Raw genomic sequence first — 26150 nt, forward strand, 5'->3', positions numbered from 1 at the left:
CGACGCCGCCCCTCACCCCGAGCGCTGGAGGTGGCGCACCTGCGGCGAGCACAGCGAGATCGCGACGCTGCCCACCAGCACGCCCGCCACCACCAGCAGCCAGGCGTCGTAGCCGACGGCCTGCGCGATCGGGCCGGTGAGCGCGAGGCCGACGGGTCGCATCACGAACGAGCCGACGAGGTCGAAGGAGTAGACCCGCGAGAGCTTGTCGGGGGCCACGTTCTGCTGGATCGAGAGGTCCCAGCCCACCGAGAAGATCTCCAGGCCGAAGCCGTGCAGGAACGCGCCCAGCAGCACCACGGCGAGCTGATCGGAGAGCGCGATCGCGGCGGGGAACGCCGCGGTGAGGGCGAGGAAGACGACACCGACGCCGAGGGCGTGTCGCGGACGCCAGCGGGTGCAGACCAGGCCGCCGGCGACGAAGCCGGCCATCATCGTCGCGAGCGCGTAGCCCCAGGCGGCGCGGCCGAGGTCGTCGCCCACCACGATCGGACCGAGCACGCCCTGCACGCCGCCGTAGAACAGGTGGTAGAGCAGCGCCTGCCCGATCAGCAGCCACAGCCACGTGTGGCGCAGCACCTCGCGCAGGCCCTCGCCGACGTCGCCGAGCACCGTGCCGGTGGCGGTCCCGCGGTCGCGGCCCACGCGCAGGGCGGCGAAGCAGGCGGCCGCGGCGAGGAACGTGACGGCGTCGATGAGCAGGCCCCAGCCGGAGCCGGCCACGGCGACGACGACGCCCGCCAGGCCGCTGCCGACCATCGCCATCGAGGTCATGCCCAGCCGTCGCCACACGACGGCCTGGTGCAGCAGCTCGGGCGGCACCGTCTGGCCGGTGATCGCCGAGGAGCTCGGACCGCCGAGCGCGCTGACGGCGCCGATGGCCATGCCCAGCACGGAGAGCAGCGTCAGGCTCGACCAGCCGCCCAGCAGCGATGCGCCCGCCACCGCCTGCACCAGCCCGGCCGCCAGCAGGCTCAGCGTGATCATGGTGCGCCGCCTGAGCCGGTCGCCGGCCACGCCGCCGAAGAGCGTGACGACGACGTCGGCGAGGGCGTACAGCCCGACCACCAGGCCGAGCTGGGCGGCGTCGCCGCCGAGGTCGAGCACCGCGAAGGCCAGCGCCACGGGAGCGATGCCGTTGCCGAGGCTGTTGATCGAGACGCCGGCCAGCAGCAGGCGGAACTCGCGATGCCGCAGCGGATGGCCCGCCGGCGGCGACGCGGCTACGGGCTGGCCGGACCGCTCGGGCTCAGCGATGGTCACGGAAGAACCCCTGCAGCAGGGCGACGGCGTCGTCCTCGAGCACGCGGGAGACGACCTCGGGGCGGTGGTTGAGGCGACGGTCGCGGACGACGTCCCACAGGCTGCCCACCGCGCCGCCCTTGTCGTCGAAGGCGGCGAAGACGATCCGCTCGACGCGGGCCAGCACGGCGGCGCCGGCGCACATCGTGCACGGCTCGAGCGTGACGACGAGGGTGCAGCCCTCCAGCCGCCACTCACCGCGGACACGAGCGGCCTCGCGCAGCGCGACGACCTCGGCATGGCCGGTGGGATCGGCGTCGGCCTCGCGGCGGTTGCGCCCGGCGCCGATCACGACGCCGTCGGCGTCGAGCACGACCGCGCCGATCGGCACGTCGCCGGTGGCCAGCGCCTGCTCGGCCTGGGCCAGCGCCGCGCGCATGGGTGCGTGCCACTCGTCCACGGTCGGGACCCTACGCCGATCGGCGCCGGCCCCGCGGCGACCTCAGGCCGGCGTGAGGCCGACGGCGTCGTCGAAGATCTCGCCGAAGCCCAGCAGACCCGCGATCTCCGAGAGCGCCTCGTCGGGATAGAGCTCGGGGTCGTCGAGCAGCTCGGCGAGCTCCGCGGCCTCGACGCCGAGGTCGGCGAGCAGGGCGAGGTCACCGGCGGGCGTGGGCCGGTCGGGGTCGGCGAGGTCGCCGATGTCCTCGACGTCGGGGTTGCCGAGGAACTCCAGCGCGGTGTCGGCGAGGTCCCAGTCGTCGGCGGCGGTGACGTCGGAGAGCAGCACGTGGGTGCGCTCGCCGCGCACTCGCACGATGACGAAGAAGTCCTCGTCGACGCCGATCATCGCCAGCGCGCCGTCCTCACCGGGCAGGCGACGCAGCGCCTCGGCGATGTCGACGACGTCGCGCAGATGGTGGTCGGCGAGGTCGTCGAGGATCCACTCGTCGTCCTCGAGGTAGGCGGCGAACGCGAAGTCGACGGCGTCGAGCTGCTCGGACATGACGGCCCCTTCGTCGATGCACCACCCCGGTCGCGTCCACGGTCGCACAGTCGACGCGGCCCGCCAATCCCTTTCCGGGCCGGGCTTGCAGGCGTCGGCCTGTGGACGACGGCGCGATTGGTCAGGGGAACTTGGGCGTCAGGGCCTATAAGTTCCCCTGACCTTCGAGAAGTTCCCCGGCTGACCGGGGAACTTCTGCCTCCCCGCCCCGACTACGCTCCCCCCATGCGCGTGCACGTCGTCGACCACCCCCTCGTCGCCCACAAGCTCACCACCCTGCGCGACGAGCGGACGCCGTCGCCGACGTTCCGGGCGCTCACCGACGAGCTGGTGACGCTGCTGGCCTACGAGGCCACGCGCGACGTGCGGGTCGAGACCACCCGCATCTCGACGCCGGTCACCGAGACCACGGGCGTGCGGCTGGCGACGCCGGCGCCGCTGGTGGTGCCGATCCTGCGAGCCGGGCTGGGCATGCTCGACGGCATGATGCGGCTGCTGCCCACCGCCGAGGTCGGCTTCCTCGGCATGGTGCGCAACGAGGAGACCCTCGAGGCCTCCACCTACGCCGAGCGGCTGCCGGAGGACCTCTCGGGCCGGCAGTGCTACGTCCTCGACCCGATGCTGGCCACCGGCGGCACCCTGGCCGCGGCCATCCGCTTCCTCACCGACCGCGGCGCCGACCACATCACCGCCATCTGCCTGCTCACCGCCCCGGAGGGCTGCCAGCGTCTCGAGGCGGGGCTCGAGGGCCTCGACGTGCCGGTCACCGTGGTCACCGCGGCGATGGACGAGCGGCTGAACGAGAAGGGCTACATCGTCCCGGGCCTCGGCGACGCCGGCGACCGGCTCTACGGCCTGGCGCACTGATCCTCTGCGGGCCGGCTCAGGAGAACGGCAGCTCGGCCAGCGTCTCGTAGCGGGGCCGTCCGCGCGGCCCCTCGCCCAGGTGCGAGGCGACGACGCTGACGGCGTCCGGCTCCCAGGTGGGGCCGGCGTAGGCGTCGAGCACCCGCACGCCGGAGGTCAGGCTCTGCGGTCGGCCGCTGCGCGCCACCGTGACGTGCGGACGGAACCGTCCGCCGTCGGGTGCGGCGCCGATCCGGTTGGCGGCGCTGCGGCACGAGGTCGCGAGCCGGTCGAGGTCGGCGCGCTGGCTGCCCGGGTCCTCGCCGAGCGGCTCGAGCCCCGCCCACAGCACCTTCGCGCGGTCGGGGTCGGGGAAGGCGCCGCCGCCGGCGATGCGCCAGGCCCCGAGCCGGCGTCCGTCGGCGGCCTCGGCCGTGCGCTCGATCAGCTCCTCGACGCGCCACTCCTCGACGTCGGCCAGGAAGGCCAGCGTCAGGTGCAGCTGCTCGGGCGCCGACCAGCGCAGGTCGAGGGCCGAGCGGCGCGGCTCGAGGAAGGCGTCGAGGTGCTCGGCGACGTCGTCGGGCGGCACCAGCGCGAGGAAGATCCTCATCGCCGGCTCAGACGGCGCCGCCGATGAGCGATCCGATCAGGTAGGTGACGCCCATCGCGATCAGGCCGCCGACGACGTTGCGGATCACCGCTGGACGCGCGGGGCCGTAGCCGAATCGGGCGCTGGCCCAGCCGGTGACGGCGAGCGCGACGGTGACGGCGGCGACCGTGACCGGCACCCGTGCCCCCGCGACCACGAGCGTGATCGTCAGCAGGGGCAGCAGCGCACCGAGGGTGAAGGAGAGCATCGACGCCCAGGCGGCGGTCCAGGGGTTGGTGACGTCGTCGGGGTCGATGCCGAGCTCGGCCTCCGCGTGGGCGGCGAGGGCGTCGTTCTCCGTGAGCTGCTTGGCGACCTCGAGCGCGAGGTCGGGCGTGAGGCCCTTCTCGACGTAGATGCCGGCGAGCTCCTCGAGCTCGTGGACGGCGTCCTCCTCCAGCTCGCGTCGCTCCTTGTCGAGCAGCGCCAGCTCGGAGTCGCGCTGGGTCGACACCGAGACGTACTCGCCGGCCGCCATGCTGATCGCACCGGCCACGAGGCCCGCGATGCCGGCGATGAGGATGTCGCTGCGGGCGGTGGTGGCGCCCGCGACGCCCATGACGATGCCGGCGGTGGAGACGATGCCGTCATTGGCGCCGAGCACGCCGGCGCGCAGCCAGTTGAGTCGGTTGTTGAGCCCGCCCTCGTGCGGCTCGGCCTCGTGCGGGCCGATGTCCTCGGGCTGGATCTCCTCCAGGGAGTCGGCGAGGTCGGTCATGCCCCTAGGGTCCCGGGTCGGAGCGGGCTGCGCAACGAAGGACAGCCTGGGCTGGCGACGTCACCCGCCATGGGCGGCCGCTCTGCTCAGGCCGCGTTCACCGCTGCGGGGGAGGCCGCGGCGCGCACGCCCTGGGCCGCGGCGGTCAGGCACAGCAGCGCGACGCCGAGCGCGAACCAGGGGAAGACCGCCGCCAGGCCCCACATCGTCGCGGCCCAGCCGGCCAGCAGCGTCGGGACGGCGAGGGCGGCGTAGGCGAGCAGGTAGTAGGCCGACATCACCTGGCCGCGGTGCCCGGCCGGCACCACCGAGCCGAGGTGGCGCAGCGAGCCGCCGAACCCGAGCCCGAAGCACAGGCCCATGACGACCGCCGCGCCGAGCACGGCCGAGGCGTGGTGGCTGTCGAGCGCCAGGACCCCCAGCCCGAGCGCGATCGCGGTGCCGATGTCGCCGACGATCGCGGCACGCCGGGCCACCACGCGGCCGCCGAAGGCCTGGCTCACGGCCGCCGAGCCGGCCATCGCCGCGACGACGATGCCGCCGAAGGCGAGGCTGTGGATGCCGGTCTCCTGGCCGGCCAGGCCGGGGAAGAGGGAGAGGTAGACGCCGAGCACCGACCACGCGGCCATGACGCCGAGCACCGCGAAGCGGAAGTCGGGGGCGATGTGCGCGGGGACGCTCGGACGGGTCAGCCGCACCCGGGCGCCGCGCTCGCGGGCGGTGTGGGGCTCGGCCATCGCCAGCACCCCGCAGAGCAGGGCCAGCACGACGACCGCGACGACCGCGTAGGGCGTCACCAGCGGGTGCGGGCCGAACTGGGCGAGCAGGCTGGCGGCGAGGATCGTCACGGCCATGCCGACGTTGAACACGATGCCGGTGAGCTGGCCGGTGCGCGCCCCGTGCGCGGGACGCAGGTCGAGCAGCGCAGCGCTGCCGACGACCACCGCCGTGCCGACGGCCGCACCGTGCAGGCCGCGGGCCACGAGCAGGGCGCCGACGCCGTCGGCGGTCATGAAGACCACCAGGCCCAGCACCATCGCCGCGGCCGCGCCGAGCAGCAGCGGCTTGCGGCCGTAGGCGTCGCTGACCTGGCCGGCGACCAGCACCGCGCCGAGCGCAGCGACGGCGTAGACCGCGAAGACCGCCGTGGTGGTGAGCGGCGCGAGGTGCCAGCGCTCCTCGTAGACGCCGTACAGCGGCGCGGGTGCGCCGGAGACGCCCAGGGAGACGGCGAGCAGCGTGACGAGCAGCGGGTAGGCCCACGACTGCGAGCCGTGCTGGGCCTGCGCGGGGGCGGGCGAGGCGGACATCGGCACTCCTCCGAGACGGTGGTAGGTTCGACGGTGATCGAACATCGGGGACGCTACCCCATGGTTCGATCAATCTCGAACCGAAGGTGAGGGACCCCACAGATGTCCGACGCGCACGCCGCCGTCACGACCACCGCTCCCGAGGCGACGCCCGCTCCGGTCGCCGGCCTCCAGCAGGTGCTGGCCGCGCTCGCCGACCCCGTGCGCCTGACGATGGTGCGTCGCCTCCACGCCGCCGGCGGCCCCGCCCCGTGCGGCACCCTCTACGACGGCATCGGCAAGTCGACGGCGTCCCACCACTTCAAGACCCTGCGCGAGGCCGGCGTCATCGTCCCGGCCACCTCCGGCGGCCAGCCGGCCCAGCGGCTGCGGCTCGACGACGTCGAGGAGCGCCACCCCGGCGTCCTCCGCGCGATCCTCGCCTCCGAGGACTGACCCCCCGACTTCCGGCACCCGGCCCCCGGGCCGAGAGACGACGACGCCCCCGCACGCAGGTGCGGGGGCGTCGTGCTGTTGGTGCTGTTGATGCTGTGATGCCGGAGGTCAGAGGCCGAGGTCGCGGCCGATGAGCTCCTTCATGATCTCGTTGGAGCCGGCCCAGATCTTCGAGACGCGGGCATCGCGCCAGGCGCGGGCCACGCGGTACTCGTTCATGAAGCCGTAGCCGCCGTGCAGCTGGACGCAGTGGTCGAGCACGTCGTTCTGGATCTGGCTGGTCCACCACTTCGCCTTGGCGGCGTCGACCGGGGTGAGCTCGCCCTTGTCGTGGGCGATGACGCACTGGTCGAGGTAGGCCTCGGAGACCTCGATCTGGGTGAACAGCTCGGCCAGCAGGAACTTCGAGTGCTGGAAGGTGCCGATCGGGACGCCGAAGGCCTGACGGTCCTTGGTGTACTGCAGGGTCTCGACGAGGATCTGCTTGGCGTGGGCGATGTTGGAGATCGCGCAGCCCAGACGCTCCTGCGGGAGCTTCTGCATCATGTGGATGAAGCCGCCGTCGAGCTCGCCGATGATGTGGTCGTCGCCGAGGCGGACGTTCTCGAAGAACAGCTCGGCGGTGTCGGACTCGTCCTGGCCGACCTTGTCGAGCTTGCGGCCGCGGCTGAAGCCGGGAGCGTCGGAGGGGATCGCGAACAGCGTGATGCCGCGCGCCTTCTTCTCCGGGCTGGTGCGCACGGCGGTGACGACGATGTCGGCGGAGTAGCCGTTGGTGATGAAGGTCTTCGAGCCGTTGATGACCCAGTCGTCGCCGTCCTTGACGGCGGTGGTCTTCAGCGCGGCGAGGTCGGAGCCGCCGGACGGCTCGGTCATGCCGATGGCCAGCAGGATCTCGCCCGCGGCGACGCCGGGCAGCCAGCGCTTCTTCTGCTCCTCGGTGCCCAGCGCCACGATGTAGGGCGCGGTGATGTCGGCGTGGATGCCCCAGCACGAGCCCAGCGCGGCGTTGACCTTGTTCATCTCCTCGGCGGCCACCGCGTTGAAGCGGTAGTCGCCGGCGCCGGCGCCGCCGTACTCCTCGGGGATCTCCAGGCCCAGGAAGCCCTGCTTGCCGGCCTCGAGCCAGAACTCACGCGGGATCGCCTTGTTGGCGGCGTACTCCTCGACGTGGGGGATGACCGAGCGCTCCAGGAACTCACGGACGCTGCTGCGGAAGGCCTCGTGGTCCTCGTCGTAGATCTCACGCTTCATGGGCCGCAGCCTACTAGCCGGTAACCGGATCTGTCCCCGTGGTCCGCACCATCCGCGACCCTGCGTCCGGGCCTGCTCCTGGGCCCGCTCTGGCAGGCTCGTCGGATGGTCCTGCGACGCTCCGCCGCCACCCTCCTGGCCGTCGTCGGCGCCCTGCTGCTCCCGCTCGCGCTGGTCGCGACGTGGAGCGGCACGGTCTCCGACACCGACCGCTACGTCGCCGCCGTCGCACCCCTGGCCGAGCGCCGTGACGTGCAGGACGCCGTCGCCGAGCGCGTCGGCGAGGTCGCCGCCGCCCAGGTGGAGGTCCCGGGGAGCGCCGCGGCCCTGGAGCAGTACCTCCGCTCCCAGGGTCTCGACGCCGGCGGCGCCGCGCGGACCGCCGTGCGCTCGGCAGTGCGGGCTGCGGCGCTGGTCGTCGTCCGCTCCGAGGCCTTCCCCGGCCTGTGGCGCGCCGCGCACCGAACCTTCCACGAGGAGCTCGTGCGCGCGCTGGCCAGCGATCGCGGCACCGACGTCCGCCTCGACCTGCGGCCGATCCTCGAGCGGGCACTGGAGCGCATCGCCGCCGACGGTCCCGACCTCACCCTCGCCGCCGACGCCGTCCCAGCCGACGCCTCGATCACGCTGGCCTCCGACGGCGACCTCGACGCCGCCCGCACCGGCTACCAGGCCCTCGACGACGCCCGCACCTGGCTGCCGCCGCTCACCGGCGTCGTCCTGCTGCTCGCACTGCTGTGCGCCGTCGACCGGCCCCGGATGCTGCGCCGCGTCGGCGTGCTGAGCGCCCTGACCGTCCTCCTCACGCTGCCCCTGGTGGCGCTGGCCACCGCCGGCATCGACGACTCCGCCGACACCGCCAGCGGCCGCACCCTCGCCTCCGCCCTCTGGGGCGCCCTCTCCGACGGCCTGTGGCACCTGCTGCTCGCCGGCCTCGTCGGGGCGGTGGTCGTCGCGCTGGTCGGCGTCGTCGCCGGGCGCGTCCGCCGGGCCTAGCGCGGGGCAGCTTCCCGGATGTCCGGGGAAGCTGGACGTCGTCAGGGGAGGCTTCCCCCGACAACGTCCAGTTCTCCCTGACCTGATCAGCTCCCAGAGGTCGCCGTCACCCGGACGTCCGGGGCGGCCTCGGACGGAGTGGTCGCCGACTCCTCGCGGAAGCCGTGCCGCTCCCACCAGCGGGCCAGCGGGGCGGGCGCCCACCAGTTCCAGCGTCCGAGGAGCCGCATGGTCGCCGGGACGAGCAGGGCTCGGACGACGGTCGCGTCGATCAGCAGCGCGACGAGCATGCCGACGCCGAGCATCTTCATGAAGACGATGCCGCTGGTGGAGAAGGCGCCGATGACGACGGCGAGCAGCAGCGCGGCGCTGGTGATGATGCGGCCGGTGCGACGTACGCCGACGGCGACGGCGCGGGTGTTGTCGCCGGTGGCGTCCCACTCCTCGCGGATGCGGGAGAGCAGGAAGACCTCGTAGTCCATCGAGAGGCCGAAGAGGATCGCCAGCATCAGGATCGGGTTGGTGGCGTCGAGGAAGCCCTGGCTGGTGAAGCCGAGGAGGCCCGCGCCGTGGCCGTCGCTGAAGACCCACGTGATCACGCCGAACGACGCCGAGATCGACACGAGGTTCATCAGCACCGCCTTCACCGGCAGCACCACCGAGCCGAAGGCGAGGAAGAGCAGCACCAGCATCACCCCGGCGACGATGAGCGCCATCCAGGGCAGGTGGGCGCCGACGGAGGAGATGAGGTCGACGGTGTCGGCGCTGAGCCCGCCGACGAGCACGGAGGCGCCGTCGTCGGGGAGGTCGCGCAGGTCCCGGACGATCCGCTGGGACGCCTCGGACTGGCTGTTGCCGGCCCACGTGACGCGCAGCAGCGTGGCGTCGCCCTGGGCGGCGACGGTGGTGACGTCGCCGACGCCGGGCACCGCGCGGGCGGCGGCGCTCACGGTGCGGACGGCGTCGGGCGAGCCGCCGCGCACCAGCACCGAGGCGGTGGAGGTCTCGGGACCGAACTCGTCGATGATCAGCTGCGCGGCCTGGTGCGAGGGCGCGTCGGAGGGCAGCACGCGGTGGTCGACGCTGCCCCAGCGCACGCCGAGGAACGGCGAGGCGACGGCGAGCAGCACGACGGCCGTCACGGCGACGACGGCCAGCGGCCGGCGCATCACGGCGTGCGCGAGGCGCTCCCAGCGGGCGCCGTCCTGCGCGGGGTCGGTACGGCGTCCCAGGCGGCCCGGGAGGCGGCCGGCCTCGATCCGGCGGCCCAGCAGGCGCAGCGTGGCGGGCAGGACGGTGAGGGCGGCGACCACGGCGACGAGCACCGCGGCCATGCCACCGAAGCCCATCGAGCGCAGGAAGCCCTGCGGGAAGATCAGCAGGCTCGCCATCGCGGCGGCCACGGTCAGGCCGCTGAAGAGGACGGTGCGGCCGGCCGTCGCCAGGGTGCGGCGCACCGCGAGCGGCACGGCGTCGGGGCCGTCGGGGAGTGCTGCGAGCTCCTCGCGGAAGCGGGAGACGACGAAGAGCGCGTAGTCGATGGCCAGGCCGATGCCCAGCAGCGAGATGACGTTGACCGAGAAGACCGACACCTCGGTGACCAGCGTGATCAGCCGGACGACGGCCAGCGCGCCGACCATCGCCACCAGCCCGACGAGCGCGGGCATGAGGGCCGCCACGACGCTGCGGAAGATCAGCAGCGCCAGCAGGATCACCAGCGGCATCGTCAGCAGCTCGGCGCGCTCGAGGTCCTCGCTCGTGCGCTCGTTGACGTCGTGGTAGACCGCGAAGGAGCCCGCGACGTCGGTGGTCAGGCCGCGGGCCTCGAGGGCCGGGCGGAGCTCGTCGTAGGCCTCGAGCTGCTCGTTCTGGGTGTCGCCGGCCAAGGAGATCAGCACCTGCGCGTGGTGGCCGTCGCGGCTGACCAGCGCCGGGTCGTTCCAGTACGGCACGACGGCGGTGGTGGCGTCGGCCGGCAGATCGGCGACGACGTCCTCGACCGCGCGGCGGAAGGCGGGATCGGTGGCCGTGCGGTCGGCGTCGGAGTAGACGGCGACGACGTCGACGGTGCGGTTGCCGAACAGCGCGCGCTCGGCGCGCTGCTCCCGGGCGGTCTCCGAGCCGGGGTCGTCGAACCCGCCCTGGGAGAGCGAGCCGAACACCCCGGCCCCGAACGCCGCCGCGACCACCGTCAGCAGGACGCCGAGCGCCAGCACGGCTCCGGCCCGGCGGGCGACCAGTGCTGCCCAACGCTCCATGACGACACCTCTCGTGAAACCCCATCAGACTTGTGAACAGCGTTAACCGTAAACGGTGTAAACTCTCCTTGCAACCGTCTCGAGGAGGAATGTGAGCACCACCACCGCCGCACCGACCCGCCGCGAGCGGCAGCGCGAGCAGACCTTCACCGAGATCGTCGAGGCCTCCCGCGCGCTCCTCGCCGAGGACGCCGAGCTGTCCCTGCGGGCGGTCGCCGCACGGATCGGCATGACCGCGCCCGCGCTCTACCGCTACGTCGGGAGCTATCAGGAGCTCGTCGACCTCGTCGCCTTCGAGATCGACCGCGCCGCCACCGAGCGGTTCGCCGCCCTCGCCGACGCCCAGCCCGCCGACGACCCCGCCGCCCGGCTGTGCGCGTCGGTCACCGGCTTCCGGCAGTGGGCCCTGGCCAGCCCCCGCGAGTTCGGTCTGGTCTTCGCCAACCCGGTGGCCGACTCGGCCTGCGCGCGTCGCGACCTGCTCACCCTCGCCAGCTCCGGGCTGCTCTTCACCGACCAGCTGCGCGCGGTCTGGGAGGCTCGACGCTTCCCCGTGCCGGCGCTCGAGGAGCTGCCGCCGGCGATCCGCGACGCCGTCCTCGACCCTGTGATCCCGGCCAAGGTCGACGGGCTGGCCGACGCCGATCGCGGCCTGATCTGGGTCTACATGCAGGGCTGGATGCGGCTCTACGGCGTCGTCGCCCTCGAGGTCTTCGGCCACCTCGACCCCCGCGTCATCGAGAGCGGGGAGATGTTCCTCGACGTCCTGCGCGAGTTCCTCCCGCGCCTCGGCCTGGCCGACGACGTCGACCGGCTGCTCGAGGTCACCCGCGCCGGGCTGCGTCCGACGGGCTGATCAGGTCAGGGAGAACCGGACGTCGTCAGGGGAGACCTCGCCTGACGACGTCCAGCTTCCCCGGACATCCGGGGAAGCCGCCCCTCAGGGCGTGACCGCCAGCAGCACCTCGTCCACCCACGCCGGCACCAGCTCGGAGGCGGGGCCGTGGCGGGCCTCCTGGAACCACAGCGTGCCCTCGCTCGGCTCGAGGTTGAGCTCGAGGGTGCGGGCGCCGAAGCGGGTGGCCTGCTGGACGAAGCCGGCGGCGGGGTAGACCGCGCCGGAGGTGCCGACGGAGACGAAGAGGTCGGCCTCGGCGAGGGAGGCCATGATCCGGTCCATCTGGTAGGGCACCTCGCCGAACCACACCACGTCGGGACGCAGCTCGGTGACGCCGCAGCACGGGCACGGCGGCAGGTCGGCGAGGTCGCGCGTCCAGGCGACGTGGGCGTCGCAGGCGCGGCACCAGGCGCGCAGCAGTTCGCCGTGCATGTGGATCAGGCGCGTCGAGCCGCCGCGCTCGTGGAGGTCGTCGATGTTCTGGGTGACCACCAGCAGGTCGTCGCCCAGGACGTCCTCGAGCCGGGCCAGCGCGACGTGCGCGGCGTTCGGCTCGACGCCGGCCAGCGAGGAGCGGCGCTCGTCGTAGAAGCGCTGCACCAGCATCGGGTGCGCCTCGTAGCCCTCGGGCGTGGCGACGTCCTCGACCCGGTGCCCGACCCACAGGCCGTCGGCGTCGCGGAAGGTGGGGACCCCGCTCTCGGCGGAGATCCCGGCACCGGTGAGCACGACGACCTTCATGGGTCCTTCCTACGCCCTGTGACCCCCGGCACGCGAACGCGCCCGCAGGTCGGTCACCTGCGGACGCGCGCTCACGGCGCGGGAGGGGTCACTCGGAGGTGGGGTCGCCCTGCTCGATGGAGAACTTCACGTTGCCGTCGGCGACGGAGGTGACGGTGACCGTGACGTCGTAGTCGGTGCCGTCGAAGGTCGCGGTGCAGGTGAGGGTCGCGCCCTTCTTGGCCTCCAGGTCGTCGGGGCAGCTGACGTCCTCGGGGGTCTGGCTGGCCTGGGAGGAGATCTGGTCCTCGACGTCGGAGGCGTCGACGGACTTGGCGCCGACCTCCACCGAGCCGCTGCACGCGGCCAGCAGGGCCAGGGCGGCCACGGAGGTCGGGATGGTCATGATTCGAAGGCGCATACGCCGATCTCAGCAGTCCAGGGAGCCCACCGCTGCGGATTCCGCAAGACTTTGCCTAGACGGCGGAGCGTCGACCGCCGACGATGCCGGCCACCGCCGCGACGAGCAGCGACACCACGAGGAGCGCGACCAGGCCCACACCGGCACCGCCGGGGAAGCGCTGGTCGGCCGAGGAGCCGGCGAGTCCGAGGATCCGGGCGACGACGGTTCCCGGGCTCGAGCCCACGACCCACGGCTGCAGCGGCCCGAGCAGCCCGGCTGCCGCACGCGGCACCAGCAGCACCGCGAGGACGACCGCCGCGGCCGAGCCGATGCTGCGCACCAGCGCGCCGATCGCGACGCCGCCGACGGCCACCGCCGCAGCGACGAGCGGCACCGCGAGGATCCGCCAGACCGCACCGAGGTCGTGGACGCCGCCCGGCAGCGCCGCCCGGACCAGCCCGAGCGCGAGCAGCGCGCCGATCAGCGATCCCGCGGCGGCGATCGCGGCCAGCGTCGCGGCCTGGGCGCCGAGCAGACGCCTCCGGCCGCCGACGGCGAGCAGGCTGGGCCCGATCGTGCCGTGCTGGTGCTCCCCCGCCACCGCGGCAGCCGCCCACACGCCCCAGACCAGGAGGCCGGCCAGGACGCCGGTGCCGCTCGCGGCGGTCAGGGTCTCGGCGTCCGCGACGCCGCCGCTGGTGGCCACCAGCAGGCTGGCCAGCGGATGCAGCAGCGTCGCCGCGATCGCGCCCACCACCAGGCCCGCGACCGTGCGGACCTTCAGCGCCTCCGCGGCGACCGCGCTCATGCGGGCCTCCCCACCAGCGCCAGGTAGCGCTCCTCCACCGAGGTGCGCGCCGCGAACGTCGCGGCCTCCTCGTCGGCGACGACCCGCCCGGCGTGCAGCACGACGACGCGATCGGCCACCGCGGCCACCTCGCCGAGGAGGTGGCTGGAGAGCAGCACCGTCCGGCCGTCCTCGGCCAGGGTCCGCAGGGCCTCGCGCAGCCAGCGGATCGCGTGGGCGTCGAGGCCGTTGTGCGGCTCGTCGAGCACCAGCACGTCGGGGTCGGGCAGCAGCGCGGTGGCCAGGCCGAGCCGCTGCCGCATGCCCAGCGAGAGCTGACGGGCGGGCAGGTCGGCGGCCGGCGTCAGGCCCACCAGCTCGAGGACGACGTCGGCCCGCGAGGTCTCCAGGCCCGCCGCCAGCGCGAGGACCCGCAGGTGGTCGCGGGCGGTGCGCCGCGGATGCACGGCGTCGGGCGAGAGCAGCGCGCCGAGGGAGCCGTCGACGCGGGCCTCCCCCGCGTCGAGCCGGTCGAGCCCGACGAGGGCGCGCAGGAGCGTCGACTTGCCGGCGCCGTTGGGGCCGAGCAGGGCGGTGACCTGCCCGGGCCGGGCGTCGAAGGCGACGTCGTCGAGGATCGTGACGCCCTCGAGCGTCCGCGACGCTCCGCGGACGCGGATGCTCACCCGGCGTCCTTCGGGGCGGCCGAGTCGGGCTCGAAGGTGCCCTCGAGGTGCCACAGGCCGGTGAAGTTGTTGAACGGCCCGCCGCTGATCTTGCTGGTCCACTCCAGCGTGAACCGCCGGGTCTTCGGGTCGTAGGTGCCGGTGGCGGGCTTGCCGGTGACGTCGGCCGGCGCGGAGGCCTCCAGGTAGGTGCCCGACACCCAGTCCCACACCTTCTCGGCCTTGGCCAGGCCGGGCGCCTTCGCGCCGGTGCTGGTGACCGGCTTGGGCGCGCCCTGGTTGAAGTCCTGGTTGTTCCACGACGCCGCCCACGACGAGAGGTCGGCCTCAAGCCGGCCGTCGACGAGGCGGACGGTGGGCGGCGCCACCGCGGTGCGGGTCTGCGGGTCGACGGCGTTGGTGGAGATGGAGAACCGGACGCCGAAGAACCCCGTCGGCTCGGTGATGGCGGCGGAGCGGGAGTCGCCGTTGCGGGCGAAGGCCGGCTTCGGCTGGCTCTGGTAGCCCGCGCTGCGGAACCCGCCGGAGGTGCCCGGGGCGAGCAGCGTCGTCTGGCCGCCGTCGGCCTGGGAGTCGCCGTTGACCATGTAGGGGCCCTTCGCGGCGGTGCCGCCGATCTGCACCATCTTGAACCAGGTGCCGGTGACCTTCCCGCCGGAGACCTTCCCGGCGTCGAGCCGGAACAGCCCGACGAGCCGCTGGTCGGAGGCCGACGAGGCGTCGTCGCCGCCGGAGCAGGCGGCCAGGGGCGCGGCGAGGAGCACGACGCCGAGGGCGGCGGCGAGTCGGCGGGCTCGACGGGGTCGACGGGGAGCGGGGCGGGTCATCGGCGGATCCTCCTGGGGAGCGCGGCGAGGGTGAGGGCGGCCGTGCCGAGGCCCAGGCCGAGGAGGCCTGCGGGCACGAGCGCGAGATCGGGGAGGTCGCGGAGGGCCTCGTAGCGGCTCCGCTCGTCGTTGACGGTGCCGACGAGGCCGGCGAGGTCGGAGGAGATCGCGGGCCACTGCGCCACCAGCCGTCGCAGCGCGGGCGGCAGGGACGCGCGGTCGCCGCGGGCGTCGAGCTGGCCGACGGCCTGCACGATGACGACGAAGTCCTGCTGCAGGGCGACGACCTGCTGCTCGCGCATCACCGGCGCGAAGGCCGTGACCAGCCGCTCGGTGCTGGCGGCCCCACCCCACAGGCCGCTGCCCAGCGGGTAGGCGGCGGTGGCCAGGCCGAGCAGGATCGCGACCGTCGCCGCACCGCCGCGCACGCCCCGCGCGAGCGCCACGCCCGCGACCACCGCGGCCAGGCCGAGGGCGGCGAGCAGGAGCGGTGCGCGGTCGAAGCCGCTGATCGAGTCGGCGGCGCGGTAGTCGGGCTCGGCGGCGCTGACGCGATCGAGCAGCCCCTGGGCCCGCGCGTCGATGGGACCGGACGCCGCCGCCCACTGCCGGACGCCGGCGAGCTCGCGCTGCAGCGCAGGATCCTGCTGCGCGGCCCGAGCCCCGGAGCGCAGGGTGGTGACGTCGGCGTCGTAGCGCGCGAGCGCGTCACGGTCGAGGTGGGGGCGGAAGGCGTCGAGCATCTGCTGGCCGCCGGCGACGGTGGAGAAGAGCCCCGAGCCGATCACGCCGGCGAGGATCGCCGCCCCCAGCGCCACCAGCAGCAGGGCAGCCGTCCGCTGCGGACGACGCCGCGGCGTCGCGCCACGCGTCACCGGCGGCGCCGGCGCGAGGCCGGCGAAGGGCGCGCGGTGGAGACGGGGAGGGTCGGCGATGGACATGATGTCGAGCAACTTAGTTGCTTTTGCCTGCGGGCTCCGCCGCGTCCGGCCGGCGGACGTCAGCCCAGGACGCGGTCGACGAGCGCGACGAGCTGATCCCCGGTGAGACCCGGGTAGCCATGGAGGATCGCGCGCCAGTCCGAGGGGACGGCGTCGGCTCCCCAGCGGGCGCCGAGCAGGGCGCCGGCGATGGCCGCGACGGTGTCGGTGTCGTCGCCGATGCCGATGGCCACGGCCAGGGCGTCCTGCAGGTGGCGCGGCGGATCGTCGGCGGGGACGGGCGCGTGGACGATGGCCGACCACGCCGCCTGGAAGGCCGTGACGACCCAGCCGTTGGGGCGGAACCGCTCGGGCTCGTGCTGCTCGGCGTCCTCGATCAGGCGTGTCCAGGCGGCGGCATCGGCGGGCTCGAGGTGGGGCAGCCCGACGCGGACGTCGAGCTCGCCGTCGAGGATCGCGTGGCGCGCGGCGTGCGACCACAGCACGCAGGCGTCCTGGGCCTGGCGGTCGACGTGGGTGAGCGCGCTGATGCGGCGGGCCGCGGTGGTGAGCGCGGGGGCGTCGTCGGGGCCGAGGAAGACCAGCGCCACCGGGCCCGTGCGCATGAGCGAGCCGTTGCCGCCGGTGTGCCCGGTGCGGGCGTGGAGGTCGGCCGCGGTGGCCATCAGCGTCGCGCCGGTGGGCTCGGGGCCGGCCTCGCGCAGGACGCTGCGGGTCTGGTTGCCGATGTCGGCGGGGCCGGTGTCGTACCAGCGACGGAAGCGTCGGGCGATGGCGGTGAGGGCCTCCTCGGCGCCGAGCGCGACGCCCGCCCCCGGCCCGGCTGCGGCGACGTCGAGGATCGCCCACGCCATCGTGGTGTCGTCGGTCCACTCCCCCGGCGCGAAGTCGCCGAGCCCGCCGCCGAGCATCCGCGGCCCCTCGGGCCCGAGCGCGCGGGTGCCGAACTCGTAGGCCGCGCCCAGGGCGTCGCCGGCCGCCGAGGCGAGCACGGCGCCGCGGGCACGGTCGCGCTGGACGTCGGTGAGGGCCATGCCCGCAGCCTGCCATCCGCCGCCGACGGAACCGGCGTCCTGTGGAGGACGGACCGATTGGTCAGGGGAACTTGGGCGTCAGAGGCCCCAACTTCCCCTGACCAATGAGAAGTTCCCCGGTCAGCCGGGGAACTTCTGCCGCGGCCGCCGGCTCAGTAGTACCAGGGGTACGGCGACCAGTCGGGGTCGCGCTTCTCGAGGAACTGGTCGCGTCCCTCCTGGGCCTCGTCGGTCATGTAGGCCAGGCGGGTGGTCTCGCCGGCGAAGAGCTGCTGGCCGACGAGGCCGTCGTCGATGAGGTTGAAGGAGTACTTCAGCATCCGCTGGGCGGTGGGGGACTTGCCGTTGATCAGGCGGCCCCACTCCAAGGCGGTGGCCTCGAGCTCGGCGTGCGGGACGGCGCGGTTGACGGTGCCCATGCGGACGCCGTCCTCGGCGGAGTACTCCTGGGCGAGGAAGAAGATCTCGCGGGCGAACTTCTGGCCGACCTGGCGGGCCAGGTAGGCCGAGCCGTAGCCGCCGTCGAAGGAGCCGACGTCGGCGTCGGTCTGCTTGAAGCGGGCGTGCTCGGCGCTGGCGAGGGTGAGGTCGGAGACGACGTGGAGGCTGTGGCCGCCGCCGGCCGCCCAGCCGGGGACGACGCAGATGACGATCTTCGGCATGAACCGGATCAGCCGCTGCACCTCGAGGATGTGCAGGCGGGCCAGGCGGGCCTTGTCGATGGGGTTCGGCGGGGCGCCGGCGTCGTCGTGGCCGTCGGTCTCGTACTGGTAGCCGGCCTTGCCGCGGATGCGCTGGTCGCCGCCGGTGCAGAAGGAGTGCTTGCCGTTCTTCTCGCTCGGGCCGTTGCCGGTGAGCAGCACGCAGCCGACGTCGCCGCTGGTGCGCGCGTGCTCGAGGACGGTGAGCAGCTCGTCGACCGTGCGCGGCCGGAAGGCGTTGAGCACGTCGGGCCGGTCGAAGGCGACGCGGACGGTGCCGTGCGCGCGGGCCCGGTGATAGGTCAGGTCGGTCAGGTGCTCGAAGCCGGGGACGACGTCCCAGGCCTCGGGGTCGAAGGTGTCCGACACGCCGTCGATCGCGCTCATGGCCGCGAGGCTAGCCCGCCAGCACGGCGGCGGGCGCCGCGGCCCACCCCAGCGGTCCTGGAACACCGGGACCCGCGGGTGGTGTTGTGGCGGGCATGACCCTCTCCGGCGAGTACGAGCCCAGCCCCGAGAAGTGGGTGCGCGACCAGGTCGCCACCTACGAGGCCACCGACGGCGCGGAGGCCAACACCCTCCCCGACCACCCCGAGTGGCCGATCGTCGTCATCACCTCGGTGGGCGCCAAGAGCGGGAGGCTGCGCAAGAACCCGGTGATGCGGGTGGAGAAGGACGGCGTGTACGCCGCCGTCGCCTCCAAGGGCGGCGCCCCGGAGCACCCCGCCTGGTACCGCAACTTCGTGGAGCACCCCGAGGTCGATCTCCAGGACGGCGCCGAGAAGCACACCTACCGGGTGCGCGTCGCCGAGGGCGCCGAGCGCGCGGAGTGGTGGGAGCGCGCCGTCGCCGTCTACTCCCCCTACGCGGAGTACCAGGAGAAGACCGACCGCGAGATCCCGGTCTTCCTGCTCGAGCGCGCCTGACGCCGCACGACGGCCGGGGGGCCGCCGGTCGGCCGCCGACTACGGCCGGTTGATCGTGGTGGCCAGCCCGGCCAGGTGACCGATGCGCGCGAGCTCGGAGTCGAGGAACTCCGGGCCGCCGCGACGGGCGAGCACGAGCAGCTCGTTGCCCGAGATGCGCGCGCCGGCGTAGATCGTCTCCTCGTCGCCCGGCACCTCGAGGCGCTCGGCACGGTCGAGGATCTCGACGAAGTCGAGCTCCTCGGGCGCCGCAGGGGTGGCGTGGACGATGCCGTCGGCGCGGTGCACGCGCGCGGCCCAGTCGGCGCGGAAGACCACCGGCACCAGCTCGACGAGCCGGTCGAGGGCCTGGTCGGGGTTGGCGGTGAGCTCCTCGACGGCCTCGAGGTCGAGGAAGAGGTTGCCGCCGGCGTGGTAGCGGCTGATCCACACCACGCGCACGCCGTCGAGGGTGTGGCACGCCGAGACGATGGAGTCGGGCATCGTGCCCTGCGGGACCTCGAGGAGGACGTCGTCGAGCGCGGTGCCGTCGGGCCGCTTCTCGACGATCTCGATGGCCTCGATGTCGCCGCCCGCCAGACCGATGGCCGAGGCGAGGCGACCCAGCGAACCGGGGACGTCGGGCAGCTCGACACGCAGCAGGAAGGGCACGGGACGACCCTAGACCCGTCGTGTGACACCGGCATTGCGCCGTCCACCAGGTCCGGACCAAGGTCCCGAGCACGGTCCCGGACGCCGAGCACCCTCGCCGGCCCACTGTTGACGCCTGTCAATTCTGCTCCCTACCGTGTCCCCGGTCACACCCGACGATCGGAGGCGCCGCGATGCGCAGGCTCACCACCCGGCCCCGGACCGCCGTCATCGGCGCGGGCATCAGCGGGCTCACCAGCATCAAGATGCTCGGCGACTACGGCGTCGAGCACACCTGCTTCGAGACCTCCGACCGCATCGGCGGCAACTGGGCCTTCGGCAACCCCAACGGCCACAGCAGCGCCTACCGCTCGCTGCACATCGACACCTCCAAGCACCGGCTGTCCTTCAAGGACTTCCCGATGCCCGAGCACTACCCCGACTTCCCCCATCACACCCAGATCAAGGAGTACCTGGAGTCCTACGCCGCCGCGTTCGACCTCAAGGAGCGCATCGAGTTCGAGAACGGCGTCGAGCACGCCGAGCGGCTCCCCGACGGCGGCTGGGACCTCACGCTGCAGTCCGGCGAGACCCGCCGCTTCGACCTCCTCGTCGTCGCCAACGGCCACCACTGGAACCCGCGCCTGGCGCAGTTCCCGGGCGAGTTCACCGGCGAGTCGTTCCACTCCCACCACTACGTCGACCCCACCGAGCCGCTGCACCTCAAGGGCCGCCGCATCCTCGTCGTCGGGCTGGGCAACTCCGCCGCCGACATCGCCGTCGAGCTCTCCAGCCGCTCGCTGCAGAACGAGGTGACGCTCTCGACGCGCTCGAGCGCCTGGATCGTCCCGAAGTACGCCTACGGGCTGCCGGCCGACAAGTACTTCGTCACCTCCCCGCACCTCCCGCTGTCGTGGCAGCGCTGGCTGGTGCAGAAGATGCAGTTCATGACCGGCTCGAACCCCGAGCTCTACGGCCTGCCCAAGCCCAACCACAAGTTCTTCGAGGCCCACCCCACGCAGTCCGTCGAGCTGCCGCTGCGGCTGGGCTCGGGCGACATCACCCCGAAGCCGAACGTCGCGCGCCTCGACGGGCGCACCGTGCACTTCGAGGACGGCACCAGCACCGAGATCGACGTCATCGTCTACGCCACCGGCTACGACATCACCTTCCCCTTCTTCGACGAGGACCTCATCAGCGCCCCCGACAACCACATCCGCCTGTTCAAGCGGATCTTCAAGCCCGGCCTCGACGACCTCGCCTTCATCGGCTTCGCCCAGGCCACGCCGACGCTGTTCCCCTTCGTCGAGGCGCAGACCCGGCTGCTGGCGGCCTACGCCGTCGGCCGCTACGCGCTGCCCGACGTCGCGGAGATGGAGGCGGTGATCGACGCCGACCACGAGCGCTACACCGGCCACGTCCTCGACCGGCCCCGGCACACCCAGCAGCTCGACTACTTCGTCTACGAGCACGACCTGCGGGCCAAGGAGCTGCCCGCCGGGATGCGCCGGGCCGCGGCGGTGCCGGCATGACGGGCTCGACGACGGCGCCGGTCGCGGGCTCGGCGGGCTCGACGTCCAAGGGCGACCAGCGGCGCGCCGCCCTGCTCGGCTCCCTCGACGATCTGCTCCACGACTCCAGCCTGGAGTCGATCTCGATCGCCGACATCTCCCGCGCCGCGGGCGTCACCCGCTCGGCCTTCTACTTCTACTTCGAGAACAAGGCCGCCGCCGTGGCCGCGCTCATGGAGGAGATGTACGACGAGTCCTTCGCCGCCGCCGACCTCCTCACCGGCGACGGCGCCCCCGCCGCGCGGATCGAGGCGATGGTGCGCGGGCTCTTCGACGCCTGGGAGCGTCACCGCCACCTCTTCCGCGCGATGCTCGACGCCCGCGCCGGGAGTGCGCCCGTCCGCGAGCTCTGGGACGCCGACCGCGAGTCGTTCGTGCCGGTCGTCGCGGACCTCGTCGACGCCGAGCGGGCGGCCGGACGCGCGCCGGCCGGGCCGGCGTCGACCACCCTCGCCCGCGTGCTGCTCGAGCTCAACGACCGGATGCTCGAGCGGCTGGCCCTCGGTGGACCGCTGGACCGCGAGGAGCTCGTCGCCGGCGTCGTGCACGTGTGGCTGGCGACGGTCTACGGATCGCACCCGGAGGAGACCCGATGAGCACCGACACCCCCACCGACACCCCCACCGCTGCCCGGACCGCTGCCCGGACCTCCGCCCGACACGACGTGCGGTTCGGCGACGGCCTGGCCGGCTGGCACTTCCCCGCGGCCGCGGCCACCGCCGCCGACCTCGACGCCGGCACCGGGCGTCCGGTGGTGGTGATGGCCCACGGCCTGGCGGGCACGATGGACTCCGGTCTCGAGCCGTTCGCCCGCGCCCTGGCCGCCGCCGGTCTCGACGTCCTGACCTTCGACTACCGCGGCTTCGGCCACTCCGACGGCGTCCCGCGCCAGACGGTGTCGATGGCCGGCCAGCTGGCCGACTATCGCGCCGCCCTCGCCGCCGCGGCGGCCCTGCCGGGAGTCGACCCGCGTCGCCTGGTGCTCTGGGGCGTCTCGCTCTCGGGCGGCCACGTGCTCGCGGCCGCGGCGGGACGCGACGACGTCGCCGCCCTGGTCTCCCTCACCCCGCTCGTCGACGGCTGGGCCGCCGGCGCCCTCGCCGCCCGCCAGCACGCGCCGTCGTCGCTGCTGCGCTCCACCGGCGCGGGACTGGCCTCCCGCGCGCTCGGACGCGTCCGCGGCCCCGTGATGCTGCCGGTCGTCGCCGATCCCGGCCGGCCCGGCGCCCTCACCCTGCCCGGCGCCAAGGACGCCTACCTCGCGCTCGCGGGCCCGACCTGGCGCAACGAGGTCGACGCCGCCGTCGGCCTCGAGCTCGGCGGCCACCGCCCGATCCGCCAGGCCGGCGACGTCCGCTGCCCGGCCCTGGTGCAGATCGCCGACTTCGACCGCAGCGCCCCGCCGCACGCCGCCGCCAAGGCCGCCGTCAAGGCCCGCGCCCTGGTCCGCCACTACCCCGGCGACCACTTCGACGTCTGGCCCGGCGGCCCCTGCTTCGACGCCGTCGTGTCCCATCAGGTGGGATTCCTGCGGCGGGTGCTGGGGGCGGAGGGGACCGAAGCTTCGGCGGCTGGCCGCTGAACCTTCCGGTTGGCGTTCGAACCTTCGAACGCCAACCGAAAGATCTGGCGGCTGGCCGCCACAGCTCTCACGCCGCCCGATTCCGCCCGCGGTCGGATGCCGGACGGCGGGGCGCGGCCTAGGGTCGGGCCATGACCGCCGTGCAGCCCGACGCCGACACCGCCCCGCTCACCGCCGAGCGCTTCGAGCGGATGAGCATGACCCGGCCGGACGGCCTCGGGAAGGTGTCGTCCGAGGGCCTGCCGCCGGGGCCGTGGTGGCCGGCGGCGGTGCAGACGATGGCGCTGCTGCGCTACCGGCACCGGTTCCACGCCTACCTGCAGCGGCGCTACGGCGACGCGTTCACGGTGCGGCTGCTGCCGGGCGGGCGGCCGCTGGTCTTCCTGACCCGCCCCGAGGACGCGCGGGAGATCTTCGCCGGCGACCCCGAGGTGTTCCACGCCGGCAAGGCCAACGGCATCCTCGGCCCGATCATGGGCGAGCACTCGCTGCTGCTGCAGGACTCCTCGCAGCACAAGCGGGCCCGTCGGCTGCTGATGCCGGCGTTCAACGGCCAGGCGCTGCGGGCCTACGCCGACCTCGTCGCCGACGTCGCGGTCGAGGAGGTCGCGGGCTGGCGCGACGGCGAGTCGTTCGGGTCGCTCGACCGCATGAACCGGCTGACGCTGGAGGTCATCCTGCGGGTCGTCTTCGGCGTCACCGACGAGGCCCGGCTGGCGGCGCTGCGGCCGCGGGTGAACGCCACGGTCGACATCTCCCCCATCGTCCTGCTCGGCTGGGGCGCGCCGCGGCTGCAGCGCTTCGGGCCGTGGAAGGCCACGGTCGACAACCAGGTCGAGCTCGACCGCCTCATCTACGCCGAGATCCGCGAGCGCCGCCTGGCGCCCGACCTCGCCGAGCGCACCGACGTGCTCTCACGGCTGATGCTGGTCGGCGACGAGGAGGAGGGCAGCCTCGACGACACCGAGCTGCGCGACCAGCTCGTCACGCTCCTGCTCGCCGGCCACGAGACCACCGCCACCAGCCTGGCCTGGGCGCTGCACGAGCTCGGACGCCACCCGGAGCTGCTGCAGCGTGCGCTCGAGGCCGCCGACGCCGAGGGCGACGACGCCGCCGACGGCCTGGCCTACCTCGAGGCGGTGCTCAAGGAGTCGATGCGCCTGCACCCGGTGATCCCGATGGTGGTGCGCACGCTCATGAAGCCGGCGACGGTGGCCGGCTGGAGCCTGCCGAAGGGCGCGACGGTGGGCCCGTCGATCATCATCGCCCACAGCAAGGACTCCAACCACGCCGATCCCGACCGCTTCGACCCCGAGCGGTTCCTGGGCCACAACCCGCCCGCGAACACCTGGATCCCGTTCGGCGGCGGCGTGCGCCGCTGCATCGGCGCGGGGTTCGCCCAGATGGAGGGCTCGGTGGTGCTGCGCGAGGTGCTGCGCCGCTTCGACGTCACCGCGCTCGGCGAGGACGTCCCGCGCGTCCGCAACATCACCAGCGTCCCGAAGCACGGCGCCCGCATCCGGGTCCGCGCCCGGTAGCCCGCCCCGAGGATCTCGCACGAGTCGACCCGGAAGTCGTTTGCCGACGCAGGCCCGCACGGGGGAGCATCGCCCCTCGTGGGGAGCCTGCGCGAACGCCTGAGGTCGGTGCGGGTCGACACCACCCCGCTGCGCACCTCGCGCGACTTCCGGCTGCTGTTCTGGGCCGGCACGGTGTTCTACCTCGGCGGCACCATCACCTACGTCGCCATCCCGTTCCAGGTCTACGCGCTCACGGGCTCGAACCTCGCGGTCGGCCTGGTGGGCGTCGTCGAGCTGGTGCCGCTCATCGTCTTCGGGCTCTGGGGCGGGGCGCTGGCCGACCACGTCGACCGACGACGCCTCCTCATCAGCACCGGCGTCGCCCAGGCGGTGTTCACCGCCGCGCTGGCCGTCAACGCCTTCCGGGACGAGCCCAGCGTCGCGGCGATCTTCGTCATCGCCGGCCTGCTCGTCTCGGCCTCGGCGCTGCAGCGGCCATCTCGCGAGGCGCTGCTGCCGCGGGTCGTCGCCCACGACCAGCTGCCGGCGGCGTCCGCCCTCACCAGCCTGGGCATGCACCTGGGCGCGCTCATCGGCCCGGCCACCGGCGGCCTGCTGGCGGTGAGCGTCGGCGTCGCGTGGTGCTTCGCGATCGACGTCGTCGGGCTCCTCGGCGCGACGCTGCTCTACCGGGCGATGGGCAGCCACCCGCACCGCGGCGAGACGACCCCGCCCAGCCTCGGCGGCATCCTCGAGGGCGTCCGCTACGCCGTGGGCCGACGCGACCTGCTCGGCACCTACCTCGTCGACATCGCCGCCATGCTGCTGGCCGCGCCCGTCGTGCTCTTCCCCGCGCTGGCCGAGGACGTCTTCGCCCAGCCCGCCCTGCTCGGGCTCCTCTACTCCGCCGAGACCGCCGGCGCCCTGGTGGCCAGCGCCCTCTCGGGCTGGACGGCGCGGGTGCACCACCACGGCCGGGCGATCGTGCTGGCCGCGATGGCCTACGGCGCGTGCGTCGCGCTGGCCGGCGTCATGCCGTCGATCTGGCTGGTCGCGGTGTGCCTGGCGCTCAGCTGCGGCGCCGACATGATCTCGGGCATCTTCCGGGCCACGGTGTGGAACCAGACCATCCCCGAGGCGATCCGCGGCCGCCTGGCCGGCATCGAGATGCTGTCGTACTCCGTCGGCCCGATCGGCGGCCAGGTGCGCGCGGGCCTCACCGCCGACCTGTGGTCGGTGCGCGGCGCGGTCACCAGCGGCGGCCTGGCGTGCGTGGTCGGCGTGGCCGGCACCGCCGCCGTCCTGCGCGACTTCTGGCGCTACGACGCCCGCACCGACCCCTACGCCGAGGCCGGTCGCATCGCCGCGGCCGAGGCAGGCCAGACCAGAGAGGCCTGAGCGCCAGGGATCAGGCCGACGCCCGACCCAGCGCCGCGAGCAGCAGCCCGAGCGAGGCGGTCGAGGTCAGCGTCCGGACGACGTTCCAGGCCGTCCACGGCCCCTCGAACTCCGATCGGGCCCGAGCCAGCGCCTCGGCGCCCTCGCCGTGAGCGGCCAGAGCGTCGTTGAGCGGGACGTTGAGGCCCACCGTGACGACGAAGGTCGCCACCGCCAGCACCGCGGCGGCGATCAGCAGCCCCCGCGGCGCCGCACCGCGTCCCAGCGCGGCCACCAGCACCGCCAGCAGCGGCGCGCCGAAGAAGGTCGCGAGGAAGATCGGGTTCACGATCACCACGTTGATGCGGGTCATCGTCGCCACGAACGCCCGATCGTCGACCCGGGTCAGGCCGGGCATCACGCCCACGGCGAAGGCGAGGTAGAGGCCGGCCTGCAGGCCGGTGGCCAGTCCGGAGAGGGTCAGGAGCAGGGTGCGCGTCGTCATGCCCCCAGTCCATCGACGGACGGACGCCGCGACCATCGGCGAGCCGCGCACCGCCATGCGCGCTCGGCTCATGGACGAGCGCGACGCCCTGGCGCGCAGCGCCGGATCGGGTGACGATGACGGCGATGGATCCGCTCTCGCACCTGCTCGCCGGCCCCCGCGCCCGCGAGGCGTTCTGGCTGCGCTGCCTCCTGCGCGCGCCCTGGGCGATCCGCCTCGAGGACCGCTCGCCGGTGAGCCTCACCGTCGTGGCGCGCGGCCGCGCGTGGCTCGTGCACGACGACGGCGAGCAGGTGGCGCTGCCGGCCGGCACCCTCGGGGTGTT

At 73.9% G+C, this 26150-nt stretch carries 29 protein-coding genes; 11 read left to right on the forward strand and 18 right to left on the reverse strand.

Translation table 11 applies throughout. The annotated features are described in order from the left end of the window. Positions 1 to 12: 12 nt before the first annotated feature. The 3 genes from ACZDWJ_RS00220 to ACZDWJ_RS00230 all read right to left on the reverse strand — a co-directional run bounded on the left by ACZDWJ_RS00220 (position 13) and on the right by ACZDWJ_RS00230 (position 2248). Complete coding sequence (locus tag ACZDWJ_RS00220; RefSeq protein ID WP_463518894.1) at positions 13 to 1263, reverse strand: MFS transporter; 1251 nt, start codon at positions 1261 to 1263, stop codon at positions 13 to 15. After that, on the reverse strand, positions 1250 to 1681 hold the full coding sequence (locus tag ACZDWJ_RS00225; RefSeq protein WP_463519165.1) for a nucleoside deaminase: 432 nt from the start codon (positions 1679 to 1681) through the stop codon (positions 1250 to 1252). Before ACZDWJ_RS00225 ends, ACZDWJ_RS00220 begins: the two co-directional genes overlap by 14 nt. A gap of 63 nt (positions 1682 to 1744) precedes the next feature. Then, positions 1745 to 2248 (reverse strand): tRNA adenosine deaminase-associated protein, encoded by a 504-nt coding sequence (locus tag ACZDWJ_RS00230; protein ID WP_463518895.1) that lies wholly within the window; start codon positions 2246 to 2248, stop codon positions 1745 to 1747. Between the two features lie 225 nt (positions 2249 to 2473). On the opposite strand from ACZDWJ_RS00230, the gene upp reads away from it, so the two are divergent. Continuing rightward, the gene (gene upp / locus ACZDWJ_RS00235; RefSeq protein WP_463518896.1) at positions 2474 to 3115 is read left to right on the forward strand and encodes a uracil phosphoribosyltransferase; all 642 of its coding nucleotides are present in this window, start codon (positions 2474 to 2476) and stop codon (positions 3113 to 3115) included. A gap of 16 nt (positions 3116 to 3131) precedes the next feature. Here upp and thpR read toward each other — a convergent pair whose 3' ends face one another. From thpR to ACZDWJ_RS00250, 3 genes are all read right to left on the reverse strand, one after another. Further along, positions 3132 to 3707, reverse strand: a complete 576-nt coding sequence (gene thpR, locus ACZDWJ_RS00240; protein ID WP_463518897.1) for an RNA 2',3'-cyclic phosphodiesterase — start codon at positions 3705 to 3707, stop codon at positions 3132 to 3134. 7 nt (positions 3708 to 3714) lie between these two features. After that, the gene (locus ACZDWJ_RS00245) at positions 3715 to 4464 is read right to left on the reverse strand and encodes a VIT1/CCC1 transporter family protein (protein ID WP_463518898.1); all 750 of its coding nucleotides are present in this window, start codon (positions 4462 to 4464) and stop codon (positions 3715 to 3717) included. A gap of 86 nt (positions 4465 to 4550) precedes the next feature. Then, positions 4551 to 5774: an MFS transporter gene (locus ACZDWJ_RS00250; RefSeq protein ID WP_463518899.1), complete on the reverse strand. Its 1224-nt coding sequence runs from the start codon at positions 5772 to 5774 to the stop codon at positions 4551 to 4553. 102 nt (positions 5775 to 5876) lie between these two features. On the opposite strand from ACZDWJ_RS00250, the gene ACZDWJ_RS00255 reads away from it, so the two are divergent. Beyond that, entirely contained in the window at positions 5877 to 6209 is a 333-nt protein-coding gene (locus ACZDWJ_RS00255) for an ArsR/SmtB family transcription factor (RefSeq protein ID WP_463518900.1), read from the forward strand. A gap of 108 nt (positions 6210 to 6317) precedes the next feature. Here the strand turns inward: ACZDWJ_RS00255 and ACZDWJ_RS00260 are convergent, their stop codons facing one another. Further along, complete coding sequence (locus ACZDWJ_RS00260) at positions 6318 to 7463, reverse strand: acyl-CoA dehydrogenase family protein (RefSeq protein WP_463518901.1); 1146 nt, start codon at positions 7461 to 7463, stop codon at positions 6318 to 6320. A 105-nt stretch (positions 7464 to 7568) separates the two neighbouring features. On the opposite strand from ACZDWJ_RS00260, the gene ACZDWJ_RS00265 reads away from it, so the two are divergent. Beyond that, positions 7569 to 8459 carry a hypothetical protein gene (locus tag ACZDWJ_RS00265; RefSeq protein WP_463518902.1) on the forward strand — a complete coding sequence of 297 codons (891 nt, stop codon included), beginning with the start codon at positions 7569 to 7571 and terminating at the stop codon, positions 8457 to 8459. A gap of 86 nt (positions 8460 to 8545) precedes the next feature. Here ACZDWJ_RS00265 and ACZDWJ_RS00270 read toward each other — a convergent pair whose 3' ends face one another. After that, positions 8546 to 10717 carry an MMPL family transporter gene (locus ACZDWJ_RS00270; protein ID WP_463518903.1) on the reverse strand — a complete coding sequence of 724 codons (2172 nt, stop codon included), beginning with the start codon at positions 10715 to 10717 and terminating at the stop codon, positions 8546 to 8548. Positions 10718 to 10808: 91 nt separating this feature from the next. Between ACZDWJ_RS00270 and ACZDWJ_RS00275 the strand changes: the two genes are divergently transcribed. Next, the gene (locus ACZDWJ_RS00275; RefSeq protein ID WP_463518904.1) at positions 10809 to 11573 is read left to right on the forward strand and encodes a TetR/AcrR family transcriptional regulator; all 765 of its coding nucleotides are present in this window, start codon (positions 10809 to 10811) and stop codon (positions 11571 to 11573) included. Positions 11574 to 11657: 84 nt separating this feature from the next. Here the strand turns inward: ACZDWJ_RS00275 and ACZDWJ_RS00280 are convergent, their stop codons facing one another. The 8 genes from ACZDWJ_RS00280 to ACZDWJ_RS00315 form a co-directional block, all read right to left on the reverse strand. Next, positions 11658 to 12356 (reverse strand): NAD-dependent deacylase, encoded by a 699-nt coding sequence (locus tag ACZDWJ_RS00280; RefSeq protein WP_463518905.1) that lies wholly within the window; start codon positions 12354 to 12356, stop codon positions 11658 to 11660. An 88-nt stretch (positions 12357 to 12444) separates the two neighbouring features. Next, positions 12445 to 12741, reverse strand: a complete 297-nt coding sequence (locus ACZDWJ_RS00285; protein ID WP_463518906.1) for a DUF4333 domain-containing protein — start codon at positions 12739 to 12741, stop codon at positions 12445 to 12447. A gap of 70 nt (positions 12742 to 12811) precedes the next feature. Further along, positions 12812 to 13546 carry a hypothetical protein gene (locus ACZDWJ_RS00290; protein WP_463518907.1) on the reverse strand — a complete coding sequence of 245 codons (735 nt, stop codon included), beginning with the start codon at positions 13544 to 13546 and terminating at the stop codon, positions 12812 to 12814. Next, the gene (locus ACZDWJ_RS00295; protein WP_463518908.1) at positions 13543 to 14211 is read right to left on the reverse strand and encodes an ABC transporter ATP-binding protein; all 669 of its coding nucleotides are present in this window, start codon (positions 14209 to 14211) and stop codon (positions 13543 to 13545) included. The genes ACZDWJ_RS00290 and ACZDWJ_RS00295 overlap by 4 nt, the downstream gene beginning before the upstream one ends. Beyond that, positions 14208 to 15038: a hypothetical protein gene (locus tag ACZDWJ_RS00300; RefSeq protein WP_463518909.1), complete on the reverse strand. Its 831-nt coding sequence runs from the start codon at positions 15036 to 15038 to the stop codon at positions 14208 to 14210. Before ACZDWJ_RS00300 ends, ACZDWJ_RS00295 begins: the two co-directional genes overlap by 4 nt. Then, positions 15035 to 15979 (reverse strand): hypothetical protein, encoded by a 945-nt coding sequence (locus tag ACZDWJ_RS00305; protein WP_463518910.1) that lies wholly within the window; start codon positions 15977 to 15979, stop codon positions 15035 to 15037. The genes ACZDWJ_RS00300 and ACZDWJ_RS00305 overlap by 4 nt, the downstream gene beginning before the upstream one ends. A 59-nt stretch (positions 15980 to 16038) precedes the next feature. Then, positions 16039 to 17013 (reverse strand): ADP-ribosylglycohydrolase family protein, encoded by a 975-nt coding sequence (locus tag ACZDWJ_RS00310; RefSeq protein ID WP_463518911.1) that lies wholly within the window; start codon positions 17011 to 17013, stop codon positions 16039 to 16041. A gap of 152 nt (positions 17014 to 17165) precedes the next feature. After that, positions 17166 to 18101, reverse strand: a complete 936-nt coding sequence (locus ACZDWJ_RS00315) for a 1,4-dihydroxy-2-naphthoyl-CoA synthase (protein WP_463518912.1) — start codon at positions 18099 to 18101, stop codon at positions 17166 to 17168. A gap of 95 nt (positions 18102 to 18196) precedes the next feature. Here ACZDWJ_RS00315 and ACZDWJ_RS00320 point away from each other — a divergent pair, with 95 nt between their 5' ends. After that, positions 18197 to 18640: a nitroreductase family deazaflavin-dependent oxidoreductase gene (locus ACZDWJ_RS00320; protein ID WP_463518913.1), complete on the forward strand. Its 444-nt coding sequence runs from the start codon at positions 18197 to 18199 to the stop codon at positions 18638 to 18640. Positions 18641 to 18679: 39 nt separating this feature from the next. Here ACZDWJ_RS00320 and ACZDWJ_RS00325 read toward each other — a convergent pair whose 3' ends face one another. Beyond that, positions 18680 to 19291 carry an ACT domain-containing protein gene (locus ACZDWJ_RS00325; RefSeq protein ID WP_463518914.1) on the reverse strand — a complete coding sequence of 204 codons (612 nt, stop codon included), beginning with the start codon at positions 19289 to 19291 and terminating at the stop codon, positions 18680 to 18682. Positions 19292 to 19464: 173 nt separating this feature from the next. Between ACZDWJ_RS00325 and ACZDWJ_RS00330 the strand changes: the two genes are divergently transcribed. The 5 genes from ACZDWJ_RS00330 to ACZDWJ_RS00350 all read left to right on the forward strand — a co-directional run bounded on the left by ACZDWJ_RS00330 (position 19465) and on the right by ACZDWJ_RS00350 (position 25341). Further along, the gene (locus ACZDWJ_RS00330) at positions 19465 to 20802 is read left to right on the forward strand and encodes an NAD(P)-binding domain-containing protein (RefSeq protein ID WP_463518915.1); all 1338 of its coding nucleotides are present in this window, start codon (positions 19465 to 19467) and stop codon (positions 20800 to 20802) included. Next, positions 20799 to 21437 carry a TetR/AcrR family transcriptional regulator gene (locus ACZDWJ_RS00335; protein WP_463518916.1) on the forward strand — a complete coding sequence of 213 codons (639 nt, stop codon included), beginning with the start codon at positions 20799 to 20801 and terminating at the stop codon, positions 21435 to 21437. The genes ACZDWJ_RS00330 and ACZDWJ_RS00335 overlap by 4 nt, the downstream gene beginning before the upstream one ends. Beyond that, positions 21434 to 22423: an alpha/beta hydrolase gene (locus ACZDWJ_RS00340; RefSeq protein WP_463518917.1), complete on the forward strand. Its 990-nt coding sequence runs from the start codon at positions 21434 to 21436 to the stop codon at positions 22421 to 22423. The genes ACZDWJ_RS00335 and ACZDWJ_RS00340 overlap by 4 nt, the downstream gene beginning before the upstream one ends. 131 nt (positions 22424 to 22554) lie before the next feature. Further along, positions 22555 to 23961: a cytochrome P450 gene (locus ACZDWJ_RS00345; protein ID WP_463518918.1), complete on the forward strand. Its 1407-nt coding sequence runs from the start codon at positions 22555 to 22557 to the stop codon at positions 23959 to 23961. Between the two features lie 78 nt (positions 23962 to 24039). Beyond that, complete coding sequence (locus ACZDWJ_RS00350) at positions 24040 to 25341, forward strand: MFS transporter (protein ID WP_463518919.1); 1302 nt, start codon at positions 24040 to 24042, stop codon at positions 25339 to 25341. Between the two features lie 10 nt (positions 25342 to 25351). Here ACZDWJ_RS00350 and ACZDWJ_RS00355 read toward each other — a convergent pair whose 3' ends face one another. Then, entirely contained in the window at positions 25352 to 25825 is a 474-nt protein-coding gene (locus tag ACZDWJ_RS00355) for an anthrone oxygenase family protein (RefSeq protein WP_463518920.1), read from the reverse strand. A gap of 125 nt (positions 25826 to 25950) precedes the next feature. Between ACZDWJ_RS00355 and ACZDWJ_RS00360 the strand changes: the two genes are divergently transcribed. Then, on the forward strand, positions 25951 to 26150 hold a 200-nt coding region (locus tag ACZDWJ_RS00360; RefSeq protein WP_463518921.1), incomplete at its 3' end, for a cupin domain-containing protein.

Source organism: Nocardioides sp. B129/18, assembly GCF_055282735.1.